The following is a 24,611-nucleotide window of genomic DNA, read 5'->3' on the forward strand; positions in this document are numbered from 1 at the left end:
GATCTCTAAAAATGAATGGGTCGTTTTGGTGGGATACTTACACCATAACCGGTCTTTCTGACAGACTGTACGAGATGACCTCGCCATTAAACACGTCCAGCAGCGGTGAGAGATAAAGTTTCTCACCATTTATAGCGAATTCAGTGACATCAGTTACCCATTTTTCGTTCGGTTTTTCTGCACTGAAGTCACGTCTGAGGATGTTAGGTGCAACCGTACCAACCTGACCTTTCCAGGCGCGGTATTTTTTTACCCGGATAGCCGCCACCAGGGACATATCCCCCATCAGTCGCTGAACAGTTTTGTGATTAATCAGATATCCACAACGCCTGAGTGCTAGTGTGATGCGGCGGTAACCATACCGGCCTTTATGGTAATGTTGTACGGCGGAGAGCCGTAGCTCAAGTGAAAATTTAGGATTACCCATAAAAACTGCACCTTAATCAGTTGGGCGTCCAACTTTTGGGGTGCAGTCCAATCTCTGCGGGCTTACTGGTTCGCAGAAAAAGCCTACGCAATGATGATTGATTCATATGCCGAATTATTTTTATCAAAAGCCAGAGAAACAGCCAAAGAGCTTTCAGTTCGTGTATCACTGGATTATGACGTAGCTGTCGCCCTCACCTTAAATTAAGGCAATGTGATGAACGCCGTGATATTTTCCATATTACGGCCATATTCATTAACATTAATAATGGTTAATACTGAGTTCAAGATAACCGCGAAAAGAGCCAATAGTATTTCTATAAGGCCTCAATATGATTACCACCTCATAGATTTACTTATGTAAAACAATAAGGATGTTGTCTTTTTATTTAAAAAAATCAAATAAATATCCTGATTTTAAATTAGATTAACTAATACTGATAGTATCGCTTAGAAAATCTCAGTCGCGTTGATATGGCTTTGTGATTACTCTGCAGCCTTTCATTGCCTCCAACATTTGATTCATTATGCTACTCAGTATTCTTTATATTATTGGTATCACCGCTGAAGCCATGACCGGGGCTCTGGCCGCGGGCCGCCGCCAAATGGATATGTTTGGCGTTATTATTATTGCCTCAGCGACCGCAATTGGCGGTGGCTCAGTTAGAGATATGCTTTTGGGCCACTATCCACTTGGTTGGGTTAAGCATCCTGAATACATTGTGATCGTCGCCATCGCAGCGATCGTCACCACTTGGATGGCCCCGTTGATGAAGCATTTACGCCATCTATTTTTAGTGCTTGATGCCATTGGGCTGATTGTTTTCTCAATTATTGGCGCACAAATTGCTCTCGATATGGGCCATAGTACTATTATTGCTGCTATTGCCGCCGTGATTACTGGTGTCTTTGGTGGCGTACTACGCGATATGCTCTGCAACTGTATTCCCTTAGTATTTCAGAAAGAGATTTATGCAGGCATCTCATTTGCGGCAGCTTGGATTTACATTGCTCTGCAATACACGCCGCTGTCCCATAATTGGGTCATTATTATTACGCTCATCACCGGGCTTAGCGCCAGATTACTCGCCTTACGGTTCCGGCTTGGCCTGCCTGTATTCAAATACGAGCACTCAGACCATTAAGTTATAGCCCTCGGAGGATTTACTCTGTGGGCTCGAACCCGACAATCTTCTGAGTAGATAAGAAATCAGCTAGTGCTTGTACGTCGGGGTGATCCAAAAAATGCTTGATTTGTTTTGCCCGAACTTGTCCAACCCCCGCCATTGTGGCCCAGTCAGATAGACTCCGGCGCAACACAGCCTGCCACTGTGAGTCAACGGAAACAACCTGCGGGAACCCCAATGCCAGCAACCAACGAGAAAAAGGTTGTTGCTTTGCCTGTTGAAACTGTTGATAAATTTTTTCAGCCCGCGCATTTCCGATGCCAGGGATACCTGCAATTTGCTCTGGTGTTAGTAATAACCATCCAGCCAAGTCATTAATTAACCCATGATGCATAAGCTCTTGCCAAAAGCCGCCACCGATGCCGTCAATATCTAACCCCCCTGGACCACTAAGCCATATCAAGCGGGATAAAAACTGAGGTCCACAGCCATGTGGTAGACGTTGAAAGCAGCTTAGCTGATGGAATTTATCCCAATCGGGTGCCGTAATAGTATTCCGTTGGTGTACTCGCCAGACAACGTTATCTAGCCGAGGGATGCCATGCCCGGCGAGTGCCAGTGTAATGTGATCACCTGGAGTGATATCCCATTCTTTCCAACGGGTTACCGAGCCGATATTCACTCGACGAATCCATTTATCATCAATTTTTATCGGTAAAACCTCTAATATCACCGTGCCTTTACCCGTTCGGCCGATGGTAAAGTGAATATCTTTTACCTCGGCAATGTGTTGCAAAGGCGGATACTTCCACGCCATAGACCACTGTCCTGGTGTTGCCTGCCAATAACGACCGGCTGGCTCCTCCTCTTGTCTGACCACAACACCATCGGTGACAAACGGCAGTGGCGCTTGAAACCAGAACTGACGCCATTGCACGACATCAAGATGCGACATTACGGGTTCGCTGTATTTAGCTGTAAAAGGAAAACCCATTACCTGCAATAGTGTTACCTTCTCCTTCATGGTTTTTGGGCCATCAGGCCATGCCCAAATAAAGACCCCAATTTGAGCTAATAGCGGGGACGGAGACTTACGCATCAGTGCACCTGCAACAGTCGATCTGGCATTCATCCCACCCGATTTTGCTTGTTGGTGCCCATCCATCAGTAGGAACAACTCCCCTTGCAACGTTAATAGTGCAGGTGCATTCGCAATATACTGAGGAATAGCAGAAATAAATGGCGCTTTTTCTGTCCAGTTTTGACCTTTTACTCCATTTCCTCGACTGAGAAGTTGCACTAGCCTCCCCTCATGATAAACCAGTGTCACTGCCACACCATCTACCTTGGGTTGTACCCAGAGATTTTGCCTCCCCGCCATCCACCCCGTGAGGGCGGTTTCATCTTTGAGCTTTTTTAACCCGGTATGGGCAACTGGGTGAAGAAATTGCCCTTTGCCAGGGATCGGCTGGCTTTCCTTCTTATCAGGTAACCCCCTACAGGATTGCCACACACGTAATTTGTCCTGTAATTGATCATAAATATCATCCGTAACCAGGCTATGACCTTGCTGGTGGTAAGCGACCGACCACTTATCCAACTGTTGCTCCAACGCGTTAATCTCAACCGCTATTCTGGTTGCAGGCCAATCAGGGCATGTTGATGTAGCCCAAGCGCCTCCCATCACTATTATGTTAGATATTAATAGGATTATTATTATCTTTAGATTCAGTATGTTCATAAGCATCCTTCCGTTGTGGTCGGAAGTAAAACGCGAAATAAACTACCCGTCGAAGCCTAAAAGAGTAAAATGCGTACAGTGCCGAAAAATACTTTCGTGATTGCTGCAACAAACCGAAATGACACAATATTCCTCGCAAAATAAGAAAACCAAGCTGGTTATGGGCAAAACATTCAGGTGAAATGTGTTGTAACGCTGCATGACGCGTGACACCCGTGTATACTGTGCGGAGATTCACACTTCTGCTTTCTATATACACCCAAAGTAATTGGTGTTGCGGGTAGGTAACGAGCGAGTCCCGGTGAGTTGGTTAAAGCCAGTCATTCGAGAAAGGGCTGCTAACACTGCTGCAACCTCAAGGTAAGAAGGGTATACCAACCTAATCAATTGAAACGTCATCATGGTTCAAGGTACGCTATACATAGTTTCCGCGCCCAGCGGGGCAGGGAAATCAAGCCTGATTCAGGCTTTGTTAAAAACACAACCGCTGTACGACACGCAGGTTTCAATTTCCCATACCACGCGTGCTAAACGTCCAGGGGAGAATCACGGCGAGCATTACTTCTTTGTTTCTGAAAAAGAGTTTTGCCAGATGATTGATGATGATGCTTTTCTTGAGCATGCCAAAGTATTTGAAAATTACTACGGTACCTCACGTCTGGCTATTGAGCAGGTTCTTGCAACTGGGGTTGATGTCTTTTTAGATATTGACTGGCAAGGAGCGCAACAGATTCGCGCAAAAATGCCAACCGCTCGCAGTATTTTCATCTTGCCGCCATCCAAAACAGAATTGGATCGCCGTTTACGCGGTCGTGGGCAGGATAGCGAAGAAGTTATCGCTAAGCGTATGGAGCAAGCTGTCGCAGAGATGGCCCATTACGCAGAGTATGATTATTTAATCGTAAATGATGATTTCAATCTGGCTTTGTCTGATCTGAAAACCATTATTCGCGCAGAACGACTGCGTTTAGGCCGCCAGAAACAGCGGCATGACGCTTTAATCAGCAAATTATTGGCGGACTGAACAGAGTTTCAGTATCATGCCCAGTCATTTCGTCACCTGTGGAGTAGCAGAATTATGGCACGCGTAACTGTTCAAGACGCTGTAGAGAAAATTGGTAACCGTTTTGACCTGGTGTTGGTCGCTGCTCGTCGGGCACGTCAAATCCAGTCCGGCGGTAAAGACGCACTGGTTCCAGAAGAGAACGATAAAGTTACTGTAATCGCGTTACGTGAGATCGAAGAAGGCCTGATCACCAATCAGATTCTCGATGTTCGTGAGCGCCAAGAGCAGCAAGAGCAGGAAGCCGCAGAGATCCAAGCGGTTACCGCCATTGCTGAAGGTCGTCGTTAATTAGACTGCGAGTCTGCCTTTGTACCTGTTTGAAAGCCTGAATCTGCTGATTCAACGTTACCTGCCAGAGGAGCAGATTAAGCGCCTCAAACAGGCATATCTTGTCGCACGTGATGCTCACGAGGGGCAGACACGCTCCAGCGGTGAGCCTTATATTACTCACCCGGTTGCTGTGGCCTGTATTCTCGCTGAGATGCGGCTCGACTACGAAACCTTAATGGCGGCGCTATTACATGACGTCATTGAAGATACACCTGCTACATATCAAGATATGGAACAGTTGTTTGGGAAAAGCGTAGCCGAGTTAGTCGAGGGGGTATCTAAACTCGATAAACTGAACTTCCGTGACAAGAAAGAAGCCCAGGCAGAAAACTTCCGCAAAATGATCATGGCGATGGTGCAAGATATCCGCGTCATTTTGATCAAACTGGCTGACCGCACGCACAATATGCGCACACTGGGCTCTTTGCGTCCGGATAAACGTCGGCGCATTGCTCGCGAAACCCTTGAGATATACAGCCCACTCGCCCACCGGCTGGGTATTCATCATTTAAAAACCGAGCTGGAAGAGCTAGGTTTTGAAGCACTCTATCCCAATCGCTATCGCGTCATTAAAGAAGTGGTAAAAGCCGCGCGCGGTAACCGCAAAGAGATGATTCAGAAAATCCTCGCGGAGATTGAAGGGCGCTTGACCGAGGCTGGCATTCCTTGCCGGGTCAGTGGCCGTGAGAAGCATCTGTATTCCATCTACTGCAAGATGCACCTGAAAGAACAACGCTTCCATTCAATCATGGATATCTATGCTTTTCGGGTTATCGTCAAAGAAGTCGATACTTGCTACCGCGTGTTGGGCCAGGCTCACAGCCTGTATAAACCCCGCCCTGGGCGCGTAAAAGACTATATTGCCATCCCTAAAGCTAACGGCTACCAATCGTTACATACGTCATTAATCGGTCCCCATGGCGTACCGGTAGAAGTACAAATCCGTACTGAAGATATGGATCAGATGGCCGAAATGGGGGTTGCTGCGCACTGGGCTTATAAAGAACAAGGTGAGTCCGGCACCACTGCTCAAATCCGTGCTCAGCGGTGGATGCAAAGCCTACTGGAGTTACAACAAAGCGCGGGTAGCTCATTTGAATTTATTGAAAGCGTGAAATCTGATTTATTCCCCGATGAGATTTACGTTTTCACCCCGGAAGGGCGCATTGTGGAATTACCTGCTGGTGCCACACCGGTCGATTTTGCCTATGTTGTGCATACCGATATCGGCCATGCCTGCGTAGGTGCCCGTGTTGATCGTCAGCCATACCCGCTATCCCAACCACTGAGTAGTGGTCAAACGGTTGAGATTATTACCGCTCCTGGAGCCAGGCCAAATGCTGCCTGGCTGAATTTTGTCGTCAGTTCAAAAGCCCGAGCCAAAATACGTCAATTACTGAAAAATCTTAAACGTGATGAATCGGTCAGCCTTGGCCGCCGGTTACTGAATCATGCATTAGGAAATGGGCGTAAACTCTCTGATATTTCTGAAGAAAATATCAAACACGAGTTGGATAGAATGAAACTGGCTACGGTAGATGACTTGCTGGCAGAAATTGGTTTAGGTAATGCCATGAGCGTAGTGGTAGCTAAAAACCTATTGGGCGATCCATCAACACTGGCCACCTCTGCTTCGGGTACCCGCAAGTTACCGATCAAAGGTGCCGATGGGGTACTTATCACGTTTGCCAAGTGCTGCCGTCCAATCCCAGGTGACCCTATTATCGCCCATATCAGCCCAGGTAAAGGGTTGGTTATTCATCACGAATCCTGTCGGAATATCCGTGGTTACCAGAAAGAGCCTGAGAAATTTATGGCTGTAGAATGGGACCAAGAGACCGAGCAAGAGTTTATTGCCGAAATTAAAGTCGATATGTTTAACCAACAAGGCGCGCTTGCCAATCTGACCGCTGCGATTAACGCTGCTGAATCCAATATTCAGAGTTTGAATACAGAAGAAAAAGATGGCCGGGTATATAGCGCCTTTATTCGCCTGACCACTCGGAACCGGGTCCATCTGGCTAATATTATGCGTAAAATCCGTATCATGCCAGATGTGGTTAAAGTTAGCCGTAATCGTAATTAACGCCTATGAATCCTCAACGCTATGCGCGGATTTGTGACATGCTTGCCACCAGACAACCCGATTTAACGGTCTGTCTGGAGCAAGTCCACAAACCTCATAATGTATCCGCCATTATTCGAACTGCCGATGCCGTGGGCATCCATCAAATTCATGCCATCTGGCCAACAACGCAAATGTATACTCGGCTTTCCTCTGCCGCAGGCAGTAATAGCTGGGTTCAAGTCAAAACACATCCCCATATTGCTGATGCGATTACCTATCTAAAATCACAAAACATGCAGATTTTGGCGACACATCTATCTGATAAGGCTGTTGATTTTCGTGAAATCGATTATACCCGCCCTACTTGTATTTTAATGGGCCAGGAAAAAACTGGTATTTCACAAGAAGCGCTGGCACTGGCCGATCAAGACATCATCATTCCGATGATCGGCATGGTACAGTCGCTGAATGTTTCTGTCGCTTCCGCGCTAATTTTATATGAAGCACAGCGGCAACGGCAGAATGCCGGGATGTATAAACGTACACACAGCGTTCTGGCAGAGAGTGAGCAGCAACGGCTATTGTTTGAAGGGGGTTATCCGGTATTGGCACACGTTGCCAAACGTAAAAATCTCCCCCAACCTCATATTGATGAACAAGGCCAAATCGTTGCCGATGCGCAATGGTGGTCGGCCATGCAAGCCACGGAGTCTTAAATGAAAGGCCGCCTACTGGATGCCGTACCCCTCAGTACACTTTCCGGAGTTGGCGCAAGTCAGGCTGGAAAACTCGCCAAGATAGGTTTGGAAACCATTCAGGACCTGCTGCTGCACCTTCCGTTACGTTATGAGGATCGCACTCGTCTATATCGTATTGGTGATCTGCTGCCCGGTCTTTCGGTCACCGTTGAAGGTGAAGTTCTACGCTCTGATATCAGCTTTGGCCGCCGCCGTATGATGACCTGTCAAATCAGCGATGGTAGCGGCGTTCTCACCCTGCGATTTTTTAACTTCAATGCGGCAATGAAAAACAGCCTGTCAGTAGGCAAACATGTCATTGCTTATGGTGAAGCCAAGCGGGGTAATAACGGGCCAGAAATCATTCACCCTGAATATCGGGTTCATGGCGAGAATATTGGCGTTGAATTACAGGAATCGCTGACACCAGTCTATCCCACGACCGAGGGCATTCGTCAGGCAACCCTGCGCAAACTTATCGATCAGGCGCTGGCAATGCTGGATACCTGTGTTATTGCTGAGTTACTGCCAATTGAATTGAGCCGTTCTCTCATCAGCCTGCCTGAAGCGATCCATACTCTGCATCGCCCTCCGGCAGATATTCAATTAGCTGATTTAGAACAAGGGAAACACCCCGCTCAACGGCGTCTGGTCATGGAGGAACTGCTGGCTCATAACCTCAGTATGTTGGCGGTCAGGGCGGGTGCACAAAGCTACCGGGCATTGCCGTTGATGGCCGAAGAGCAACTTAAACAACGTTTTCTGGCCGCCCTACCTTTTACGCCTACTCAAGCCCAGCAACGGGTCGTCGCCGAAATTGAACGGGATATGACCCAAAGTTTCCCGATGATGCGACTGATTCAAGGGGATGTCGGTTCCGGCAAAACACTGGTAGCCGCACTGGCCGCACTACGGGCCATCGCTCACGGTAAGCAGGTTGCCTTGATGGCACCGACTGAACTACTGGCAGAACAGCACGCCACTACTTTCCGTCAATGGCTGGAACCTCTTGGGTTTAGCGTCGGCTGGTTGGCAGGCAAGCAGAAGGGGAAAGCGCGGTTAGCACAACAAGAGGCCGTTGCCAGCGGTCAGGTCTCCATGGTGATCGGTACTCACGCCATGTTTCAAGAACAGGTGCAATTCTCGGGGTTAGCACTGGTAATTATTGATGAGCAGCATCGTTTTGGTGTTCACCAGCGCCTCACGTTATGGGAAAAAGGTGAGGAGCAAGGTTTCCATCCACATCAATTAATCATGACGGCAACCCCGATCCCAAGAACATTAGCCATGACCGCCTATGCAGATCTCGATACCTCCGTGATTGATGAATTACCGCCAGGCAGAACCCCCGTGACAACGGTGGCAATCCCGGATACTCGCCGTAGTGATGTTATTCAGCGGGTTAAAAACGCGTGTTTGGAAGAGGGTAGGCAAGCGTATTGGGTATGTACTTTGATTGAAGAATCAGAGCTACTGGAGGCTCAGGCTGCCGAAGTGACTTGCGAAGAACTAAAAATTGCCTTACCGGAAATTAAAGTTGGCTTGGTTCATGGGCGGATGAAAGGCCCTGAAAAACAGAAGGTTATGCTAGCCTTTAAACAGGGTGAGATACAGTTATTGGTCGCAACCACAGTGATTGAAGTAGGGGTTGATGTGCCCAATGCCAGTTTGATGATTATCGATAACCCCGAGCGACTAGGGCTGGCACAATTACATCAGTTACGTGGACGTGTCGGGCGCGGTGCCATCGCTTCTCACTGTGTATTACTCTATAAAACACCATTAAGTAAAACTGCCCAAATGCGGTTGCAGGTATTGCGTGATAGCAATGATGGTTTTGTTATTGCACAGCGAGATTTGGAAATCCGTGGTCCCGGTGAGCTATTGGGTACACGGCAAACAGGTAGCGCAGAGTTTAAGGTTGCCGACCTACTTCGTGATCAAGCGATGATCCCAGAAGTTCAGCGGGTCGCCCGCCATCTGCATCAACAATACCCTGAACATGCCAAGGCATTGATAGAACGCTGGTTGCCGGAACGGGCGCGGTATACCAATGCGTAAAGCGTGCAAATGACAGGGCCGATCCCCCCGCCCTATCAGTCCTAATATCCTAAATAATTAGTGGTCAATAACCTAAGCCTCAAGAATGAGGCTCAGACGGCTGACAAACCCCGATAGCTCGCTCTGAAACGGTGAGGATAGGCGGGGGAGTATAGCGCCCGCGCCACGTGCACTTTGTCAATAACCTCAGGCTTCTTAATTTCCCCAGTCACTCACATAAGTAAGTGGCAGGAACGAGCGAGGGCTGCTAGCGCACATACCACTCGCAGCATGACGGGTATATCACCCTGTTACGGCTGGAAATATTGGCAACAACAGATAAAGCTTGATCACAATCGCATTGACGATATCAATAAAGAACGCGCCAACCATCGGAACCACCAAGAACGCCAAATGAGATGGGCCAAACCGATCGGTGATGGCTTGCATATTGGCAATCGCTGTTGGCGTAGCCCCCAAGCCGAAGCCACAGTGCCCTGCGGCTAATACCGCTGCATCATAGTTTCTGCCCATGATACGGTAGGTAACGAATATCGCGTAGAGTGCCATTGCCAACGCCTGTACCGACAAAATCACCAACATCGGTAATGCTAATGAAGCCAGTTCCCACAGCTTCAGGCTCATCAACGCCATTGCCAGGAACAGTGATAAACTGACATTTCCCAACACGGATACCGCCCGATCAAAGACTCTATAGAAGCCGCTGGCTGATAGTGTATTGCTAAGGATTACTCCGACAAATAGTACGCAGACAAAGATCGGTAACTCGAACATCGTCCCTTGCAACCAACCTGCAATCAGGTTACCGGCCATCAGGCAGATAGAGATCATGGCGATGGTTTCTATCAACACCAGTGATGTGATCATGCGACCAGCAGAGGGCTTCTCAAAGGCAGAGGGTACGGCGCTATCATCCGGGGTACCCTCTGGCGTGGAAGAGTGCTTCACCAGATAACGAGCGACCGGGCCACCAATCAAACCACCCAGTACCAAACCAAAGGTTGCACAAGCCATGGCAACTTCTGTTGCGTTTTCAAACCCATAACGCTCAGAGAATAATTTACTCCACGCAGCGCCGGTACCGTGCCCACCCGATAATGTGATGGACCCAGCCAATAGACCCATTAAGGGATCCAACCCCATCAATTTAGCCAGCACAATCCCAATGGTGTTTTGCACCAGCAGTAAGCCAACGACGATAAAGACAAATATGCTTAGAGCCTTACCTCCAGCCCGTAAACTGGCCAAGTTGGCGTTCAAACCTATCGTGGCAAAGAAGGCTAGCATCAGAGGATCTTTCAGAGACATATCAAAACTGACTTCCCAACCCAGCGTCTTCTGCATCAGAAGCATCATAAAAGCCACCAGCAAACCACCGGCTACGGGTTCAGGGATAGTGTATTTCTTTAGGAAAGGGACAGTTTGTACAAGTTTTCGGCCTAACAGTAAAACCAGACAGGCCGCGACTAGCGTGCCATAGGTATCGAGATGAAACATCTTGGTACTCCATGCGATAAAATATCGAATAAAAATATGACGTTAGACAGTTCCTTAAAAAACGCCAAAGTAATATGAGGAGAGGATTAGAAAAAAAAACGGTGAAGAATACAAGTTTAGTCATAAAAAATGTGAACTGGCAAAAAATAGAAATAATATAAAAACCCAGCGCAAACGATTGCTTTTGTGAGTCGGATCATTAGAATGCCCCCTTTGCCGATCTGGAAATACCACGCCATGTCTACGCAATCTGCCAAACTTGATACTGCACAGCCGTCACCGGCTCGCCCCAGCGAATTGATCTACCATCTAGAAGACCGACCTCCACTCCCACAAACACTGTTTGCCGCTTGCCAGCATCTATTGGCGATGTTTGTTGCGGTAATCACCCCTGGCTTATTGATTTGTCAGGCTTTGGGGTTACCCGCAGAAGATACTCAACGCATTATTAGTATGTCATTGTTTGCTTCGGGCTTAGCGTCTTTACTGCAAATTAAAACTTGGGGCCCCGTGGGTTCAGGTCTGTTATCAATTCAAGGCACCAGTTTTAACTTCGTTTCTCCATTGATCATGGGGGGGCTGGCGCTAAAAAACGGTGGGGCGGATATCCCAACGATGATGGCGGCGCTATTCGGTACGTTAATGGCCGCATCCTGCACCGAGATTTTACTCTCACGTGTGCTGCATTTGGCACGCCGTATTATCACCCCGCTGGTATCCGGTATTGTGGTGATGATTATCGGCCTGTCATTGATTCAAGTTGGGCTGACATCTATTGGCGGTGGTTATGGTGCGATGAGTGATCATACCTTTGGTGCACCGAAAAACTTATTATTAGCCGGTGCCGTATTGGTGGTGATCATTCTGCTTAACCGCCAGCGTAACCCGTATTTACGTGTTGCCTCTCTGGTTATCGCTATGGCCGTGGGTTATCTGCTCGCCTGGGCATTGGGGATGTTGCCAGAGAGCCGCCCGGTTGTAGATACTGCTCTGATTACTATTCCAACGCCGTTGTACTACGGATTGTCTTTCGACTGGAACCTACTGATTCCTCTGATGCTGATCTTTATGGTGACCTCCCTGGAAACCATCGGCGATATTACCGCAACATCTGATGTATCAGAGCAACCGGTTCGCGGCCCGTTATATATGAAGCGCCTGAAAGGCGGCGTACTGGCCAATGGTTTGAACTCGATGCTGTCCGCTATATTCAATACCTTCCCCAACTCCTGCTTCGGTCAGAATAATGGCGTGATCCAATTGACCGGCGTTGCCAGCCGTTATGTCGGTTTTGTTGTGGCGATAATGCTGATCATTCTGGGCCTGTTCCCTGCCGTCGCTGGGTTTGTACAGCATATTCCTGAGCCGGTACTGGGTGGAGCAACTATCGTGATGTTCGGGACTATCGCGGCTTCTGGGGTGCGTATTGTGTCACGCGAGACCCTGAATCGCCGGGCGATTATGATAATGGCCTTATCATTGGCAGTTGGTATGGGTGTCGCACAGCAGCCACTGATTCTGCAATTTGCTCCTGACTGGATCAAAACTCTGTTCTCTTCTGGGATTGCAGCTGGCGGTATTACTGCCATCGTACTTAACTTACTCTTCCCACAAGAAAAATAGTCTTTACCCTAGTACATCACTGAAATGGCCGGTCATTAATGATACCGGCCATTTTTTTATGGTCAGATAGCTGATTATCTATTGAGCTAATGGACAAATTGCGGCATAAACAGTGTTCCTCATACTGACAGACGTGGATTGACCAGATGAAATTTCTCGGGAAAACGCTGCTAACGTTATTGCTGCTGTTTGCGCTGTCTATCGTGCTGTGCTACGCGGTGCTTCAGACCAGTTGGGCCGCTAGCTGGCTTAGTCGTTGGGTCAGTAATAACAGTGGTTATCACCTCTTTCTAAGGGGGATCGATCATCGATGGTCCCAACCGGGGCAAATCAGTTTTAGTGATGTCACACTAGCACGTGCCGATCAACCCCCGTTCCTAACCGCTCAGCAGGTCATTTTTGGCCTGAGTTGGCGTCAACTGACTGATCCTTACCATTTTCTCAGCCTGCAATTACAAAATGGTAGCTTAACCCTCAATAACAGCACATCGCCGCTGCCATTACAGGCTGATACCTTACAGTTAACCAACATGACACTGAATACCACGGTTGAATCAAAAAATGCGACGGGTCAGTGGGAAATTGCAGGTCAGCATGTCAACGGGGGATTAGTACCTTGGCAACCACTGCCAGGTAACAGCTTTGGGGAAAATACCCAATTCCATTTCAGTGCTGGCTTCCTGACGATTAATGACATATCAGCTCAACAGATTTATCTGCAAGGCTCAATACAGAAAAATATCCTGACCCTGACCAATTTCGGGGCCAATGTCGCCCAAGGGGAATTGACCGGCAATGCTAGTCAGTCTGCTGATGGTAGTTGGCTAGTTGATCGCCTACGTCTGAGTAATATCCGCCTGCAAACAACGGCCAGCTTAAAAGATGTCTGGAATAACGTTTTACAGTTACCTCCTGTCACCCTTAAACGGTTTGATTTGATTGATGCGCGAGTTGAAGGGGACGGCTGGGCTGTGAATGATGTCGATCTGACGCTAAAAAACATCACCTTTAAACAAGGGGATTGGCAAAGTGATGATGGCGAACTGGTGTTCAATGCCAGTGATATTATTAAAGGAAATATTCATCTGATTGACCCAATCGCGACTTTTACCTTATCTCCTGAGGGCGTGACGATTAACCAATTCACTACTCGTTGGCAAGATGGTCTGTTAAGAACGCAGGGGAGTTGGTCCCGTGCTACGCATCGGTTACAACTGGGTGAGTTGACTGTTGTTGCACTGGTTTACACTCTACCAAACGATTGGAAGCAGCAGTGGCAACAAACATTACCCGACTGGCTGTCTGAGGTGTATGTCGGTAAACTCAGTGCTAACCGTAATTTACTCATTGATATCAGTCCAGATTTTCCATTCCAAATAACCTCATTAGATGCAACAGGCAGCAACCTATTACTGGCAAAAAACCACCAATGGGGCGTATGGTCCGGTTCACTGGTTTTGAATGCCGGTAATGCAACATTCAATAAAAACGATATCCGACGTCCTTCACTGGCGCTGAACGCCAATGAACAACAGATCACGTTCAGTGATTTAAGTGCGTTTACCAAAGAGGGGTTGCTAGAAGCCACTGCCAGTATTGATCAAACCCCAGACAGAGCATTATCCCTCTCGCTGACAGGCCGTTCTATTGACCTTAATTTTTTACAGAACTGGGGATGGCCAGCATTACCGTTGCAAGGGCTGGGTAACTTGAAATTGCAGATAAAGGGCAATCTGACAGCCGACGCACCATTGAAATCCACCCTTAACGGCTCTCTACAGGCAACTGACGGTAACGGACAACAAATTAATCAAACGGTATTACATGGGGTCGTGCAGGGCACAGCAGAGCAATAAGGGCGGTTAATTAGGCAAGTTCTGTTATCCAGTGATCTGCCTTGCAATAACGAGCAGGCGAATAATACTCAGTTTCATCATCGTCCGGCGGCAAATCACTGGCTCATGTCAGTGATTTGAAGGATAACAGAGGATTAGTTAGCCATATCATCGCCTGCCGCAACAGGTAGCACCATATAAGTCCCTTCAAAAACAGCCCCCTGATTTTCATCGCCGAATAAATTAACGTCTAGTTGCACCCTGGCTCGGCGGCCACGCGCCAGCCGATCTAGATCCCCACTCAGAGAACTCAACTCGGCAATAGCTCTTGGCCGCCCGGTAACGGGAGCACTGTAGCGAATATGTGCATCGGCGAGAATAATAGTGCCGCCTAAATGACGCTCTCGCAGCAATAGCCAAATCAGCCCCCACCCGGTTAAGGTTGCCAATGAGAAAAGGCTACCCGCGAATAACGTATGATGAGGGTTTTGATTCCCTGCTTCTGGCATAGTGGTAACAAAACGCTGGCCGGTATACTGGCTGATACGTACCCCCATTTTTTCGCTCAGGGGGATATGGTCGTACCAAGCTTGCTGCAACTGACCACACCAATCGGGCCGATGCAAAATATCATCCATCGTCGCCACGGGTTTGATCATTAAGAAATGGCGTACAGGTGTCGTTTGCGGTGCCGTTATCTCTCCCTGGCAAACAAAACCCAGTTTGGCAAAAAAGTCTACGGCATCCTCACGCGCGCTACACACCACACGTTTGACTCCCTCCTGACGCGCCACTGACTCTAACGTCATGGCCACCAGCGTCCCTAAACCTTTGTTACGTACTGACGGAGCCACCGCCAAGAAACGGATCGCCGCTTCATTATCGGCATTGATATATAAGCGCCCAATGGCGACCGCTTTACCCTGCTCATCCACAACCATTTGATGATGGGCCATTGCATCGTAGGCATCTTTTTCTGAGCCAATAGGTTGATGCAGTGGCTTGCGTAACATTTCCCAACGGAATTGATAATAATCTTTGAGTTCTTGTTCTGTTGTGGGCACACGCAAGTGATACATAGGAGCGTTCTCTCTTTAAAATTACCAATAAAAACCATGTGATACCCAAAGTCATTAGCATTGCAGCCAAAGAACAAACAAGGGATATCAAGCAGGAGGAGCCCCCTGTTTTGAGCAATGTTCGCCTCTAGACTTGCAACCAGAAAGTTACCGGACCATCGTTTACTAAGCTAACTTTCATATCTGCTGCAAAGAGTCCTGTTTCCGTTTTTACACCACGCTCACGGCACTGAGCAACAAAATACTGATAAAGCCGGTTAGCTTCTTGCGGGATCGCACCACGGGAAAAACTGGGTCTCATACCCTTTTGAGTATCAGCAACCAAGGTAAATTGCGAAACCACCAGCACACTGCCCCCAGCTTGCTGGACGTTGAGATTCATTTTGTCATTCTCATCGCTAAAAATCCGATACCCCAGCACCCGCTCACATAAACGCCGTGCTTTTTGCTCAGTATCTCCTTGCTCAACGCCGAGTAATACCAGTAAGCCTGGGCCAATTTCACCTACGATATTCCCTTCGACCACCACACTGGCGCTGAGCACCCGTTGAATCAACGCAATCATAATGCCTTACATCTCCTGACTCTGGGTGATGTCACTCTTCACCTGATGGCGCTCGGTGCGGTATTCGCCCAATGTCACGGTGATTTCTGCACCCAATAACACAATGCACCAACTCCAGTAAACCCAGAGGAATAAAATGGGAATGACCGCTAACACCCCATAAATCAACTGATAAGAGGGAAACAGCGTGATATACATCGTGAACCCTTTCTTACCCAACTCAAATAATAATGCGGCTACCAGTGCGCCGATAAGCGCATCTCGGGTAGGCACCCGCACCGTGGGCACCACGCTATACAATAGCCAAAAAGAAACCCAGGAGATCAGTAACGGAAATAGCCGTAATATCTCATCGATCATGCTATCGACCCTAGCGTGTGCCAGCCAGTGTAGTGACAGTAAATACGAGCTGATAACCATGCTGGCACCCACCAGAATCGGCCCCAGCGTCAATACCATCCAATAAACTGCAAATGAAAAGACCAGTGAGCGTTGAATTTTACTGCGCCAAATAATATTGAGCACACTATCGACGGAGTAAATCAGTAGTAAGGCAGTAACGATCAGGCCACAGGTCCCTACCACGGTCATACGATTTGAATTGGCAACAAACTGCTCAAGATAATTTTGGATGATGTCACCCGTAGCAGGCATAAAATTAGCAAATATAAAGGCTTTTAACTTTACGCTGATCTCAGCAAACATCGGGAAAGCAGCGAATAATGCAAAAATCACCGTAATCAAGGGTACCAAAGAGAGCAACGAAACATAGGCCAAATGCCCGGCCAGCATCGTCAGACCATCTTTATCAATTCGGGTGTACAGCATCCGCCCGAAAGTGACACAGGGTTTCAAGGGGGAAAGTAAGCGAAAACGCGGGAAACTTGCCATATTCGTCTCTCTGTCAACACGATAAAGCTCGGGGTGGGCCAGCGTGATAAGGGTTAGCACGACTAAGGCTAACCCATTAATGATTAGAGCACGAAATTATAAGGAAAAATAAGTGGGAATAATTTGTCTATCGGTGACATGAATAGCATTTATACCAACAGCCTTGGCTGCGAGCACATTCGCCGCTACATCGTCAAAGAACACGGCTTGCTCTGCCGGTATATTTTCAGCGTTCAGTACATGCTGATAAATTCTGGCCTCCGGTTTACGCATCCCCAAATCCTGCGACAGATACATGTGATCAGCAGCAGCAGCGACTTCAGGATAGTGTTCTGGCCAGTAATGACAATGTAAGCGGTTGGTGTTCGATAACACGACAACACGATCCCCTTCACTACGCAGTCTATGCATTATATCAATAACTTCAGGCCGTAAAGCGACAAATATCGCCTGCCAACCTTCAGCAAACTGCTCGAAACTCAAGGATATCCCCATTTCATCACTGAGCTGGTGGGCAAAATCCTCATCGCTGATTTCACCACGCTCATGTTGCTGAAATACCTCTCCCATCGTAAAACGCTCGTTCAATGTAGCCAACGGAACACTGCTTAATTTGCTCCAAACACCCAAAACGCGTTTGAAGTCGATATCAACAATCACATTCCCTAGATCAAAGATATACAGCATAACGCTCTCCCAATTAGATGGTGAGTTTCACTGTAACGGGAAAAGGTAAGACTGAATAGGGAGAGGGCGAAAAAGGAGGGATCAGGCAGAAAAAATAATATTTTTACAGTAATGGCAAAAAAACAGGAAGTCTCCTCAAAGTCATTTGTCGTAGTCAACTAAAATTGAAGCTGCAACAAGTGAACAAAAACCCGATGAGCTTACACACATCAGTGATGCAAGTCGGTGAGTAAGTAAGTGAGTAAGTGAGTGAGTGAGCGAAGCTAACATCGTTGCAGCTTCAAGGACGCAGAGGATAGGAAAAGTAAGAACTCAGGGCGCCTTAAGCGCCCTAAGTATCAACAATGCAAAGAAGAATTAACCTTCTCTTGGACCACGTCCAGCACGCTTACGATCGTTTTCCGTCAGGTGACGCTTACGGATACGGATTGATTGCGGGGTAACTTCTACCAATTCATCGTCATCGATGAATTCCAGTGCCTGTTCCAGCGTTTTCTTGAGGAAAGGAACCAAAGTGGTTGCTTCGTCAGTACCGGATGCACGCATGTTAGTCAGCTGCTTACCTGTCAGGCAGTTTACCGTCAGGTCATTAGAACGTGAGTGAATACCGATGATCTGGCCTTCATACACTTCTGTACCGTGACCGATGAACAGCTTGCCGCGGTCTTGCAGTTTGTACAATGCGAACGCAACCGCTTTACCCTGACCATTAGAGATCAGCACGCCGTTTTGGCGTTGGCCGATATCACCTGGACGCACATCATCATAATGACTGAATGTGGAGTACAGCAGGCCGGTACCAGAAGTCATGGTCATGAATTCAGTACGGAAGCCAATCAGGCCACGGCTTGGGATCATATAATCCAGACGAATACGGCCTTTGCCGTCTGGGATCATGTCCTTCACGTCACCTTTACGCTCACCCATGGCTTGCATCACTGCGCCCTGGTGCTGCTCTTCGATATCCAGAGTTACGCTTTCAAAAGGTTCTTGATTGCGACCGTCGATAATACGGTTGATAACTTTAGGACGAGAAACAGCCAGTTCGAAACCTTCACGACGCATATTTTCGATCAGAACTGACAGGTGAAGTTCACCACGGCCTGATACACGGAATGCATCAGCATCTTCAGTTTCTTCAACACGCAGAGCTACGTTATGGATCAACTCTTTGTTCAGACGGTCAAGAATCTGACGTGAAGTCACATACTTACCTTCTTTACCACAGAACGGAGAGGTGTTAACGCAGAAATACATGGTTACCGTTGGTTCATCAACAGACAGTGGTGGCAGTGCTTCAACCGCATTCACATCACAGATAGTGTCAGAGATGTTCAACTCGCCCAGGCCGGTGATAGCAACGATGTCGCCAGCTTCTGCCTGAGTCGTTTCGATTCGTTCCAGACCCATATGGCCCAGTACTTTGCCCACTTTACCGTTGCGGGTCTTACCTTCGCTATCGATAACAGTAACTTGCTGGTTAGGCTTAACGATACCACGCTTGATACGGCCGATACCGATGACACCCACGTAGTTGTTGTAATCCAGTTGGGAGATTTGCATCTGCAACGGACCAGAACTGTCTACATCAGGAGCAGGAACATGGTCAATAATCGCCTGATACAGCGGGGTCATATCCTCTGCCATATCATTGTGGTCTTCACCCGCGATACCCATCAATGCAGATGCATAGATGATAGGGAAGTCCAGTTGTTCGTCGGTCGCATCCAGGTTAACGAACAGGTCAAACACCTGATCCACAACCCAGTCAGGGCGCGCGCCAGGGCGGTCAACTTTGTTGATAACCACGATAGGTTTCAGACCATGAGCAAAAGCTTTTTTGGTCACGAAACGGGTCTGCGGCATTGGGCCATCCATTGCGTCGACGACCAACAGCACAGAGTCAACCATAGACATTACACGCTCAACCTCACCGCCGAAATCGGCGTGTCCTGGGGTATCAACGATGTTGATGCGGTAGTCTTTCCAGTTAATGGCAGTATTTTTTGCGAGGATGGTTATCCCACGCTCTTTCTCCAAATCGTTGGAGTCCATTACACGTTCAGTTGCTTCAGTACGTTCACCGAAAGTACCAGATTGTTGTAGCAACTTATCAACCAGGGTAGTTTTCCCATGGTCAACGTGCGCAATAATGGCGATGTTACGCAGATTCTCGATCACAGCTTTTTTGCCTCAGGCATTTAGAAATAGCGCGCTATTGTACACGTATTAAGCGAGGGACTAAACAAGATCACAAAATTCTCTTATAAACAACCTGACGGCGGTGTGTTTGTGATCCCTTTCACGGTGCAAAAATAGCCTTCCGGCCCACTCTTGCACCAAAATAGTGCCCAACGGCGCAAATGAGGCACCAGAATAGTGCAATATAACTATCCTGGTGCATACTGATTATCAGCAGACCCCCATGATATGGCATAAATGGGGGGTTTGGAAAGTTGGCATAGATTTCGCAACGTATTTTATCATGAATAGCTTTAGCATGGATCGCTCGCTTGAATCTTTGGCATGGATCCTGAGATAAGCATTTAGCGCGACACGATTTATGGCTTGATGATTTTTATGGCGGCATCGTTCCAGGTAAAACGTTTTTGAAGTGACCTTTTTTGAAAGAGCTTTTTACCGGCAAAGCGCCTGAACACCATAAATGCAGTAACACACGGTAATCGTTCCACGACGACGACTATGACAAATCCGGGAGATATAAGTATGTCCGCTGAACATGTTTTGACGATGCTGAATGAGCACGAAGTGAAATTTGTTGATTTACGTTTCACTGATACCAAAGGGAAAGAGCAGCACATCACGATCCCTGCTCATCAAGTCAACGCTGACTTCTTCGAAGAAGGCAAAATGTTTGATGGCTCCTCGATTGGTGGCTGGAAAGGCATTAACGAATCCGACATGGTACTGATGCCAGACGCCAGCACCGCAGTTATGGATCCGTTCTTCGCTGATTCAACATTGATTATTCGTTGTGACATTCTTGAGCCAGGCACCATGCAGGGCTATGACCGCGACCCACGTTCTATCTCCAAACGTGCTGAAGACTTCCTGAAGTCTTCAGGTATCGCTGATACCGTGTTGTTCGGACCAGAACCAGAGTTCTTCCTGTTTGACGATATCCGTTTTGGTAGCAGCATCCGTGGTTCACACGTGTCCATCGATGACGTCGAAGGTGCATGGAACTCTAGCACCAAATACGAAGGCGGCAACAAAGGCCACCGTCCTGCAGTAAAAGGCGGTTACTTCCCTGTTCCTCCGGTCGACTCTGCACAAGACCTCCGTTCTGCCATGTGTCTGACGATGGAAGAGATGGGCTTAGTGGTAGAAGCACACCACCACGAAGTAGCTACCGCGGGTCAAAATGAAGTGGCTACCCGCTTCAATACCATGACCAAGAAAGCAGATGAGATCCAAATTTACAAATACGTCGTACACAACGTGGCGCACGCATTTGGTAAAACAGCGACCTTTATGCCAAAACCAATGTTCGGTGATAACGGCTCAGGTATGCACTGCCATATGTCTTTGTCCAAGAACGGTACTAACCTGTTCGCTGGCGACAAATACGGCGGCCTGTCTGAAATCGCCCTGTTCTACATCGGCGGTATCATCAAACATGCGAAAGCCATTAATGCCTTGGCTAACCCGACCACCAACTCCTACAAGCGTCTGGTCCCAGGTTATGAAGCACCGGTCATGCTGGCATATTCAGCCCGTAACCGTTCAGCTTCTATCCGTATTCCTGTTGTTGCCAGCCCGAAAGCTCGCCGTATTGAAGCGCGTTTCCCAGACCCTGCTGCTAACCCGTACCTGTGCTTCGCCGCACTGTTGATGGCTGGTCTTGATGGCATCATCAACAAAATTCACCCAGGTGATGCGATGGACAAAAACTTGTATGACCTGCCACCGGAAGAAGAAGCTGAGATTCCAAAAGTTGCCGGTTCACTGGACGAAGCCATGGCCGCATTGAACGAAGATCGCGAGTTCCTGACTCGTGGTGGCGTGTTCACCGATGATGCTATCGATGCGTATATCGAGCTACGTAGAGAAGAAATGGATCGCGTGCGTATGACTCCGCATCCTGTTGAGTTCGAACTGTATTACAGCGTTTAAATTTACCTAATAGATTTCAAGGTGTAGGAAAGCGGCGAGCGAAAGCAGCCAACAGACCGACAACTTGAAAGATGAAGGGTTGTTGCCGTGGAAACTTTTGGCCCATCTTAGGATGGGCTTTTTTCTCCACTTTTCGTTTTCGTCATCATCCCCTTGATTCTATTACAACTGAAGCAATAGGATGGACTGAATAGAAACATACCCTATAGATGACGGGTATCAATGCACCGAAGCTATGCAGGAGTCTGCATTATGGCAACAGGCACGCTGCCCGATGCTGGGCAGATCCTCAATACTCTCATTAATAGCATTCTGCTGTTAGATGATGATTTGGCTATTCATTATGCCAACCCCGCAGCCCAGCAACTTCTGGCGCAAAGCTCCCGTAAACTTTTTGGTACACCTCTACCTGATTTATTAGGCTATTTTTCACTGAATATCGTGTTGATGCGAGAGAGTTTGCAAACCGGACAAGGGTTTACTGATAACGAAGTAACATTAGTTGTTGATGGCCGGGCACATATTTTATCGCTGACCGCACAGTCCCTAGCGGAAGGGTTTATTCTGCTAGAATTAGCCCCAATGGATAATCAGCGCCGGTTAAGCCAAGAGCAATTGCAACACGCTCAACAAGTTGCCGCACGTGATTTAGTGCGCGGATTGGCTCACGAGATTAAAAACCCACTCGGAGGCCTACGGGGAGCTGCGCAATTATTAGCGAAAGCGTTACCCGATCCAGCGTTGCTGGAATATACCCAAGTGATTATTGAACAGGCAGATCGCCTACGTAATTTGGTTGATCGCTTATTAGGCCCACAGCGGCCTGGCCAACATATTACACAGAGTATTCATCAGGTTGCTGAACGGGTTTGCCAATTAGTCTCATTGGAAAAACCAGATAACGTCACGTTAATCCGCGACTATGACCCAAGCCTCCCAGAGCTTGCCCATGATCCAGACCAAATAGAACAAGTACTACTGAATATCACTCGTAACGCATTACAGGCTCTCGGGGAGACTGGCGGCACAATTACACTTCGCACCCGAACCGCTTTCCAAGTGACGCTACATGGCATGCGCTACCGCTTAGCCGCTCGGATTGATATTGAAGATGATGGTCCCGGTGTACCAACACAATTACAAGATACCGTATTCTATCCGATGGTCAGTGGCCGCGAGGGCGGTACGGGTCTTGGTTTATCTATCGCCCGTAATCTTATCGATCAGCATTTGGGTAAAATTGAATTTAACAGTTGGCCAGGACATACCGAATTTTCGGTTTACCTGCCTATTCGCCAGTGAGGTTTCTATGCAACGAGGGATAGTCTGGATCGTCGATGACGATAGTTCCATCCGCTGGGTGCTTGAGCGCGCACTGACTGGAGCGGGTCTAAACTGTGTCGCATTCGATAGCGGCAATCAGGTACTGGATGCATTGGCTACGCAAACTCCAGATGTATTGTTATCAGATATCCGGATGCCAGGAATGGATGGCTTGGCATTGCTCAAACAAATTAAGCAACGCCATCCGATGCTCCCGGTCATCATAATGACAGCCCATTCAGATTTAGATGCTGCCGTCAGTGCGTATCAACAAGGGGCCTTTGACTATTTGCCCAAACCGTTTGATATCGACGAGGCCGTGGCCTTGGTCGAACGGGCTATCAGCCATTATCAAGAGCAACAACAACCCGCCCGCAGCCAGCCTGTCAGTGGGCCGACAGCCGATATTATCGGCGAAGCACCGGCAATGCAGGATGTTTTTCGTATTATTGGTCGCCTGTCACGCTCCTCAATTAGTGTACTTATTAATGGTGAATCCGGTACCGGTAAAGAGCTGGTAGCACACGCATTACATCGCCATAGCCCACGGGCTAAAGCCCCCTTTATCGCGCTGAACATGGCCGCTATCCCGAAAGATTTAATTGAGTCGGAACTGTTTGGTCACGAAAAAGGGGCATTTACCGGGGCCAATCAGGTACGGCAGGGGCGCTTTGAACAAGCTGACACCGGCACACTTTTTTTAGATGAAATTGGTGATATGCCACTGGATGTGCAAACCCGCCTGTTACGGGTATTGGCTGATGGCCAGTTTTATCGGGTCGGAGGCTATGCACCCGTTAAAGTCGATGTGCGGATCATTGCTGCAACGCACCAAAATCTAGAGCTTCGTGTTCAAGAAGGGAAATTCCGTGAGGATCTATTCCATCGTCTGAATGTAATCCGAGTACATTTACCTCCACTACGTGAACGCAGTGAAGATATTCCGCGTTTGGCTCGCTACTTTTTACACGTAGCAGCTAAAGAGTTGGGAGTGGAAAGCAAAAACCTGCATCCAGAGACCGAAACGGCGCTAACCCGCTTACCTTGGCCTGGGAACGTGCGCCAACTGGAAAATACCTGCCGCTGGCTGACCGTCATGGCTGCTGGGCAAGAAGTTCTCATTCAGGACCTGCCTTCTGAATTATTTGAAACTCATATGCCCGATGCATCCGGCCAACGAGCACCCGACAGTTGGGCAACGCTGTTAGCGCAATGGGCTGATCGCGCGTTGCGTTCTGGTCATCAAGATTTACTGTCAGAAGCACAACCAGAGATGGAGCGCACGCTGTTAACCACCGCATTACGCCATACCCAAGGCCATAAGCAGGAAGCTGCACGCCTGCTGGGCTGGGGCCGTAATACATTAACGCGGAAGTTGAAAGAGTTGGGAATGGAGTAGTCCCCGCCGGGTGGTCACC

Annotated in this window: 18 protein-coding genes and 1 pseudogene; 11 read left to right on the top strand and 8 right to left on the bottom strand. The window is 48.2% G+C overall.

Going from position 1 to position 24,611, the window contains the following annotated elements; genetic code table 11:
* Positions 1 to 43: 43 nt before the first annotated feature.
* Positions 44 to 379 (bottom strand): annotated as a pseudogene (locus AC971_RS19430) (IS3 family transposase); the annotation flags it as partial.
* A 574-nt stretch (positions 380 to 953) separates the two neighbouring features.
* On the opposite strand from AC971_RS19430, the gene AC971_RS19435 reads away from it, so the two are divergent.
* The gene (locus tag AC971_RS19435; protein ID WP_025382015.1) at positions 954 to 1,571 is read left to right on the top strand and encodes a trimeric intracellular cation channel family protein; all 618 of its coding nucleotides are present in this window, start codon (positions 954 to 956) and stop codon (positions 1,569 to 1,571) included.
* Between the two features lie 19 nt (positions 1,572 to 1,590).
* Here AC971_RS19435 and ligB read toward each other — a convergent pair whose 3' ends face one another.
* Positions 1,591 to 3,294 carry an NAD-dependent DNA ligase LigB gene (gene ligB, locus AC971_RS19440; RefSeq protein WP_025382014.1) on the bottom strand — a complete coding sequence of 568 codons (1,704 nt, stop codon included), beginning with the start codon at positions 3,292 to 3,294 and terminating at the stop codon, positions 1,591 to 1,593.
* A 400-nt stretch (positions 3,295 to 3,694) separates the two neighbouring features.
* On the opposite strand from ligB, the gene gmk reads away from it, so the two are divergent.
* The 5 genes from gmk to recG are packed head-to-tail and all read left to right on the top strand — an operon-like array spanning position 3,695 to position 9,556.
* Positions 3,695 to 4,318, top strand: a complete 624-nt coding sequence (gmk, locus tag AC971_RS19445) for a guanylate kinase (protein ID WP_002209000.1) — start codon at positions 3,695 to 3,697, stop codon at positions 4,316 to 4,318.
* A gap of 54 nt (positions 4,319 to 4,372) precedes the next feature.
* The gene (rpoZ, locus tag AC971_RS19450) at positions 4,373 to 4,648 is read left to right on the top strand and encodes a DNA-directed RNA polymerase subunit omega (RefSeq protein ID WP_004392061.1); all 276 of its coding nucleotides are present in this window, start codon (positions 4,373 to 4,375) and stop codon (positions 4,646 to 4,648) included.
* Between the two features lie 19 nt (positions 4,649 to 4,667).
* Entirely contained in the window at positions 4,668 to 6,776 is a 2,109-nt protein-coding gene (spoT, locus tag AC971_RS19455; protein ID WP_025382013.1) for a bifunctional GTP diphosphokinase/guanosine-3',5'-bis pyrophosphate 3'-pyrophosphohydrolase, read from the top strand.
* 5 nt (positions 6,777 to 6,781) lie between these two features.
* Positions 6,782 to 7,474: a tRNA (guanosine(18)-2'-O)-methyltransferase TrmH gene (gene trmH / locus AC971_RS19460; RefSeq protein WP_025382012.1), complete on the top strand. Its 693-nt coding sequence runs from the start codon at positions 6,782 to 6,784 to the stop codon at positions 7,472 to 7,474.
* Complete coding sequence (gene recG / locus AC971_RS19465; RefSeq protein ID WP_025382011.1) at positions 7,475 to 9,556, top strand: ATP-dependent DNA helicase RecG; 2,082 nt, start codon at positions 7,475 to 7,477, stop codon at positions 9,554 to 9,556. It abuts the gene before it with no gap.
* A 282-nt stretch (positions 9,557 to 9,838) separates the two neighbouring features.
* On the opposite strand, the gene gltS is transcribed toward recG, so the two are convergent.
* Positions 9,839 to 11,053: a sodium/glutamate symporter gene (gene gltS, locus AC971_RS19470; protein WP_025382010.1), complete on the bottom strand. Its 1,215-nt coding sequence runs from the start codon at positions 11,051 to 11,053 to the stop codon at positions 9,839 to 9,841.
* Positions 11,054 to 11,290: 237 nt separating this feature from the next.
* Between gltS and AC971_RS19475 the strand changes: the two genes are divergently transcribed.
* Positions 11,291 to 12,676, top strand: coding sequence for a uracil-xanthine permease family protein (locus tag AC971_RS19475; RefSeq protein WP_025382009.1), 1,386 nt, complete (start codon positions 11,291 to 11,293; stop codon positions 12,674 to 12,676).
* Between the two features lie 146 nt (positions 12,677 to 12,822).
* Positions 12,823 to 14,532, top strand: coding sequence for an AsmA family protein (locus AC971_RS19480; RefSeq protein WP_025382008.1), 1,710 nt, complete (start codon positions 12,823 to 12,825; stop codon positions 14,530 to 14,532).
* Between the two features lie 134 nt (positions 14,533 to 14,666).
* Here the strand turns inward: AC971_RS19480 and fabY are convergent, their stop codons facing one another.
* The 5 genes from fabY to typA form a co-directional block, all read right to left on the bottom strand.
* Entirely contained in the window at positions 14,667 to 15,590 is a 924-nt protein-coding gene (gene fabY, locus AC971_RS19485) for a fatty acid biosynthesis protein FabY (protein WP_025382007.1), read from the bottom strand.
* Between the two features lie 127 nt (positions 15,591 to 15,717).
* Complete coding sequence (dtd, locus tag AC971_RS19490; RefSeq protein ID WP_025382006.1) at positions 15,718 to 16,155, bottom strand: D-aminoacyl-tRNA deacylase; 438 nt, start codon at positions 16,153 to 16,155, stop codon at positions 15,718 to 15,720.
* A gap of 6 nt (positions 16,156 to 16,161) precedes the next feature.
* Positions 16,162 to 17,046, bottom strand: a complete 885-nt coding sequence (locus AC971_RS19495) for a virulence factor BrkB family protein (RefSeq protein ID WP_025382005.1) — start codon at positions 17,044 to 17,046, stop codon at positions 16,162 to 16,164.
* Between the two features lie 96 nt (positions 17,047 to 17,142).
* Positions 17,143 to 17,733, bottom strand: coding sequence for a glucose-1-phosphatase (yihX, locus tag AC971_RS19500; RefSeq protein ID WP_025382004.1), 591 nt, complete (start codon positions 17,731 to 17,733; stop codon positions 17,143 to 17,145).
* Positions 17,734 to 18,090: 357 nt separating this feature from the next.
* Positions 18,091 to 19,914, bottom strand: coding sequence for a ribosome-dependent GTPase TypA (gene typA / locus AC971_RS19505; protein WP_002217380.1), 1,824 nt, complete (start codon positions 19,912 to 19,914; stop codon positions 18,091 to 18,093).
* A gap of 546 nt (positions 19,915 to 20,460) precedes the next feature.
* Here typA and glnA point away from each other — a divergent pair.
* From glnA to glnG, 3 genes are all read left to right on the top strand, one after another.
* A complete protein-coding gene (gene glnA, locus AC971_RS19510) occupies positions 20,461 to 21,870 on the top strand; it encodes a glutamate--ammonia ligase (RefSeq protein ID WP_025382003.1) in 1,410 nt (469 codons plus the stop codon).
* Positions 21,871 to 22,122: 252 nt separating this feature from the next.
* The gene (gene glnL / locus AC971_RS19515) at positions 22,123 to 23,172 is read left to right on the top strand and encodes a nitrogen regulation protein NR(II) (RefSeq protein WP_025382002.1); all 1,050 of its coding nucleotides are present in this window, start codon (positions 22,123 to 22,125) and stop codon (positions 23,170 to 23,172) included.
* Between the two features lie 7 nt (positions 23,173 to 23,179).
* Positions 23,180 to 24,592 carry a nitrogen regulation protein NR(I) gene (glnG, locus tag AC971_RS19520; protein ID WP_025382001.1) on the top strand — a complete coding sequence of 471 codons (1,413 nt, stop codon included), beginning with the start codon at positions 23,180 to 23,182 and terminating at the stop codon, positions 24,590 to 24,592.
* Positions 24,593 to 24,611: the final 19 nt, after the last annotated feature.

Source organism: Yersinia similis, assembly GCF_001053095.1.
GTDB lineage: Bacteria > Pseudomonadota > Gammaproteobacteria > Enterobacterales > Enterobacteriaceae > Yersinia > Yersinia similis.

What these genes read in the sequence shown, in the direction of transcription:
- AC971_RS19435 (WP_025382015.1), top strand. Translation starts at nt 954, where the DNA reads ATGCTACTCAGTATTCTTTATATTATTGGTATCACCGCTGAAGCCATG.
- ligB (WP_025382014.1), bottom strand. Translation starts at nt 3,294, where the DNA reads ATGAACATACTGAATCTAAAGATAATAATAATCCTATTAATATCTAAC.
- gmk (WP_002209000.1), top strand. Translation starts at nt 3,695, where the DNA reads ATGGTTCAAGGTACGCTATACATAGTTTCCGCGCCCAGCGGGGCAGGG.
- rpoZ (WP_004392061.1), top strand. Translation starts at nt 4,373, where the DNA reads ATGGCACGCGTAACTGTTCAAGACGCTGTAGAGAAAATTGGTAACCGT.
- trmH (WP_025382012.1), top strand. Translation starts at nt 6,782, where the DNA reads ATGAATCCTCAACGCTATGCGCGGATTTGTGACATGCTTGCCACCAGA.
- recG (WP_025382011.1), top strand. Translation starts at nt 7,475, where the DNA reads ATGAAAGGCCGCCTACTGGATGCCGTACCCCTCAGTACACTTTCCGGA.
- gltS (WP_025382010.1), bottom strand. Translation starts at nt 11,053, where the DNA reads ATGTTTCATCTCGATACCTATGGCACGCTAGTCGCGGCCTGTCTGGTT.
- AC971_RS19475 (WP_025382009.1), top strand. Translation starts at nt 11,291, where the DNA reads ATGTCTACGCAATCTGCCAAACTTGATACTGCACAGCCGTCACCGGCT.
- AC971_RS19480 (WP_025382008.1), top strand. Translation starts at nt 12,823, where the DNA reads ATGAAATTTCTCGGGAAAACGCTGCTAACGTTATTGCTGCTGTTTGCG.
- fabY (WP_025382007.1), bottom strand. Translation starts at nt 15,590, where the DNA reads ATGTATCACTTGCGTGTGCCCACAACAGAACAAGAACTCAAAGATTAT.
- dtd (WP_025382006.1), bottom strand. Translation starts at nt 16,155, where the DNA reads ATGATTGCGTTGATTCAACGGGTGCTCAGCGCCAGTGTGGTGGTCGAA.
- AC971_RS19495 (WP_025382005.1), bottom strand. Translation starts at nt 17,046, where the DNA reads ATGGCAAGTTTCCCGCGTTTTCGCTTACTTTCCCCCTTGAAACCCTGT.
- yihX (WP_025382004.1), bottom strand. Translation starts at nt 17,733, where the DNA reads ATGCTGTATATCTTTGATCTAGGGAATGTGATTGTTGATATCGACTTC.
- glnA (WP_025382003.1), top strand. Translation starts at nt 20,461, where the DNA reads ATGTCCGCTGAACATGTTTTGACGATGCTGAATGAGCACGAAGTGAAA.
- glnL (WP_025382002.1), top strand. Translation starts at nt 22,123, where the DNA reads ATGGCAACAGGCACGCTGCCCGATGCTGGGCAGATCCTCAATACTCTC.
- glnG (WP_025382001.1), top strand. Translation starts at nt 23,180, where the DNA reads ATGCAACGAGGGATAGTCTGGATCGTCGATGACGATAGTTCCATCCGC.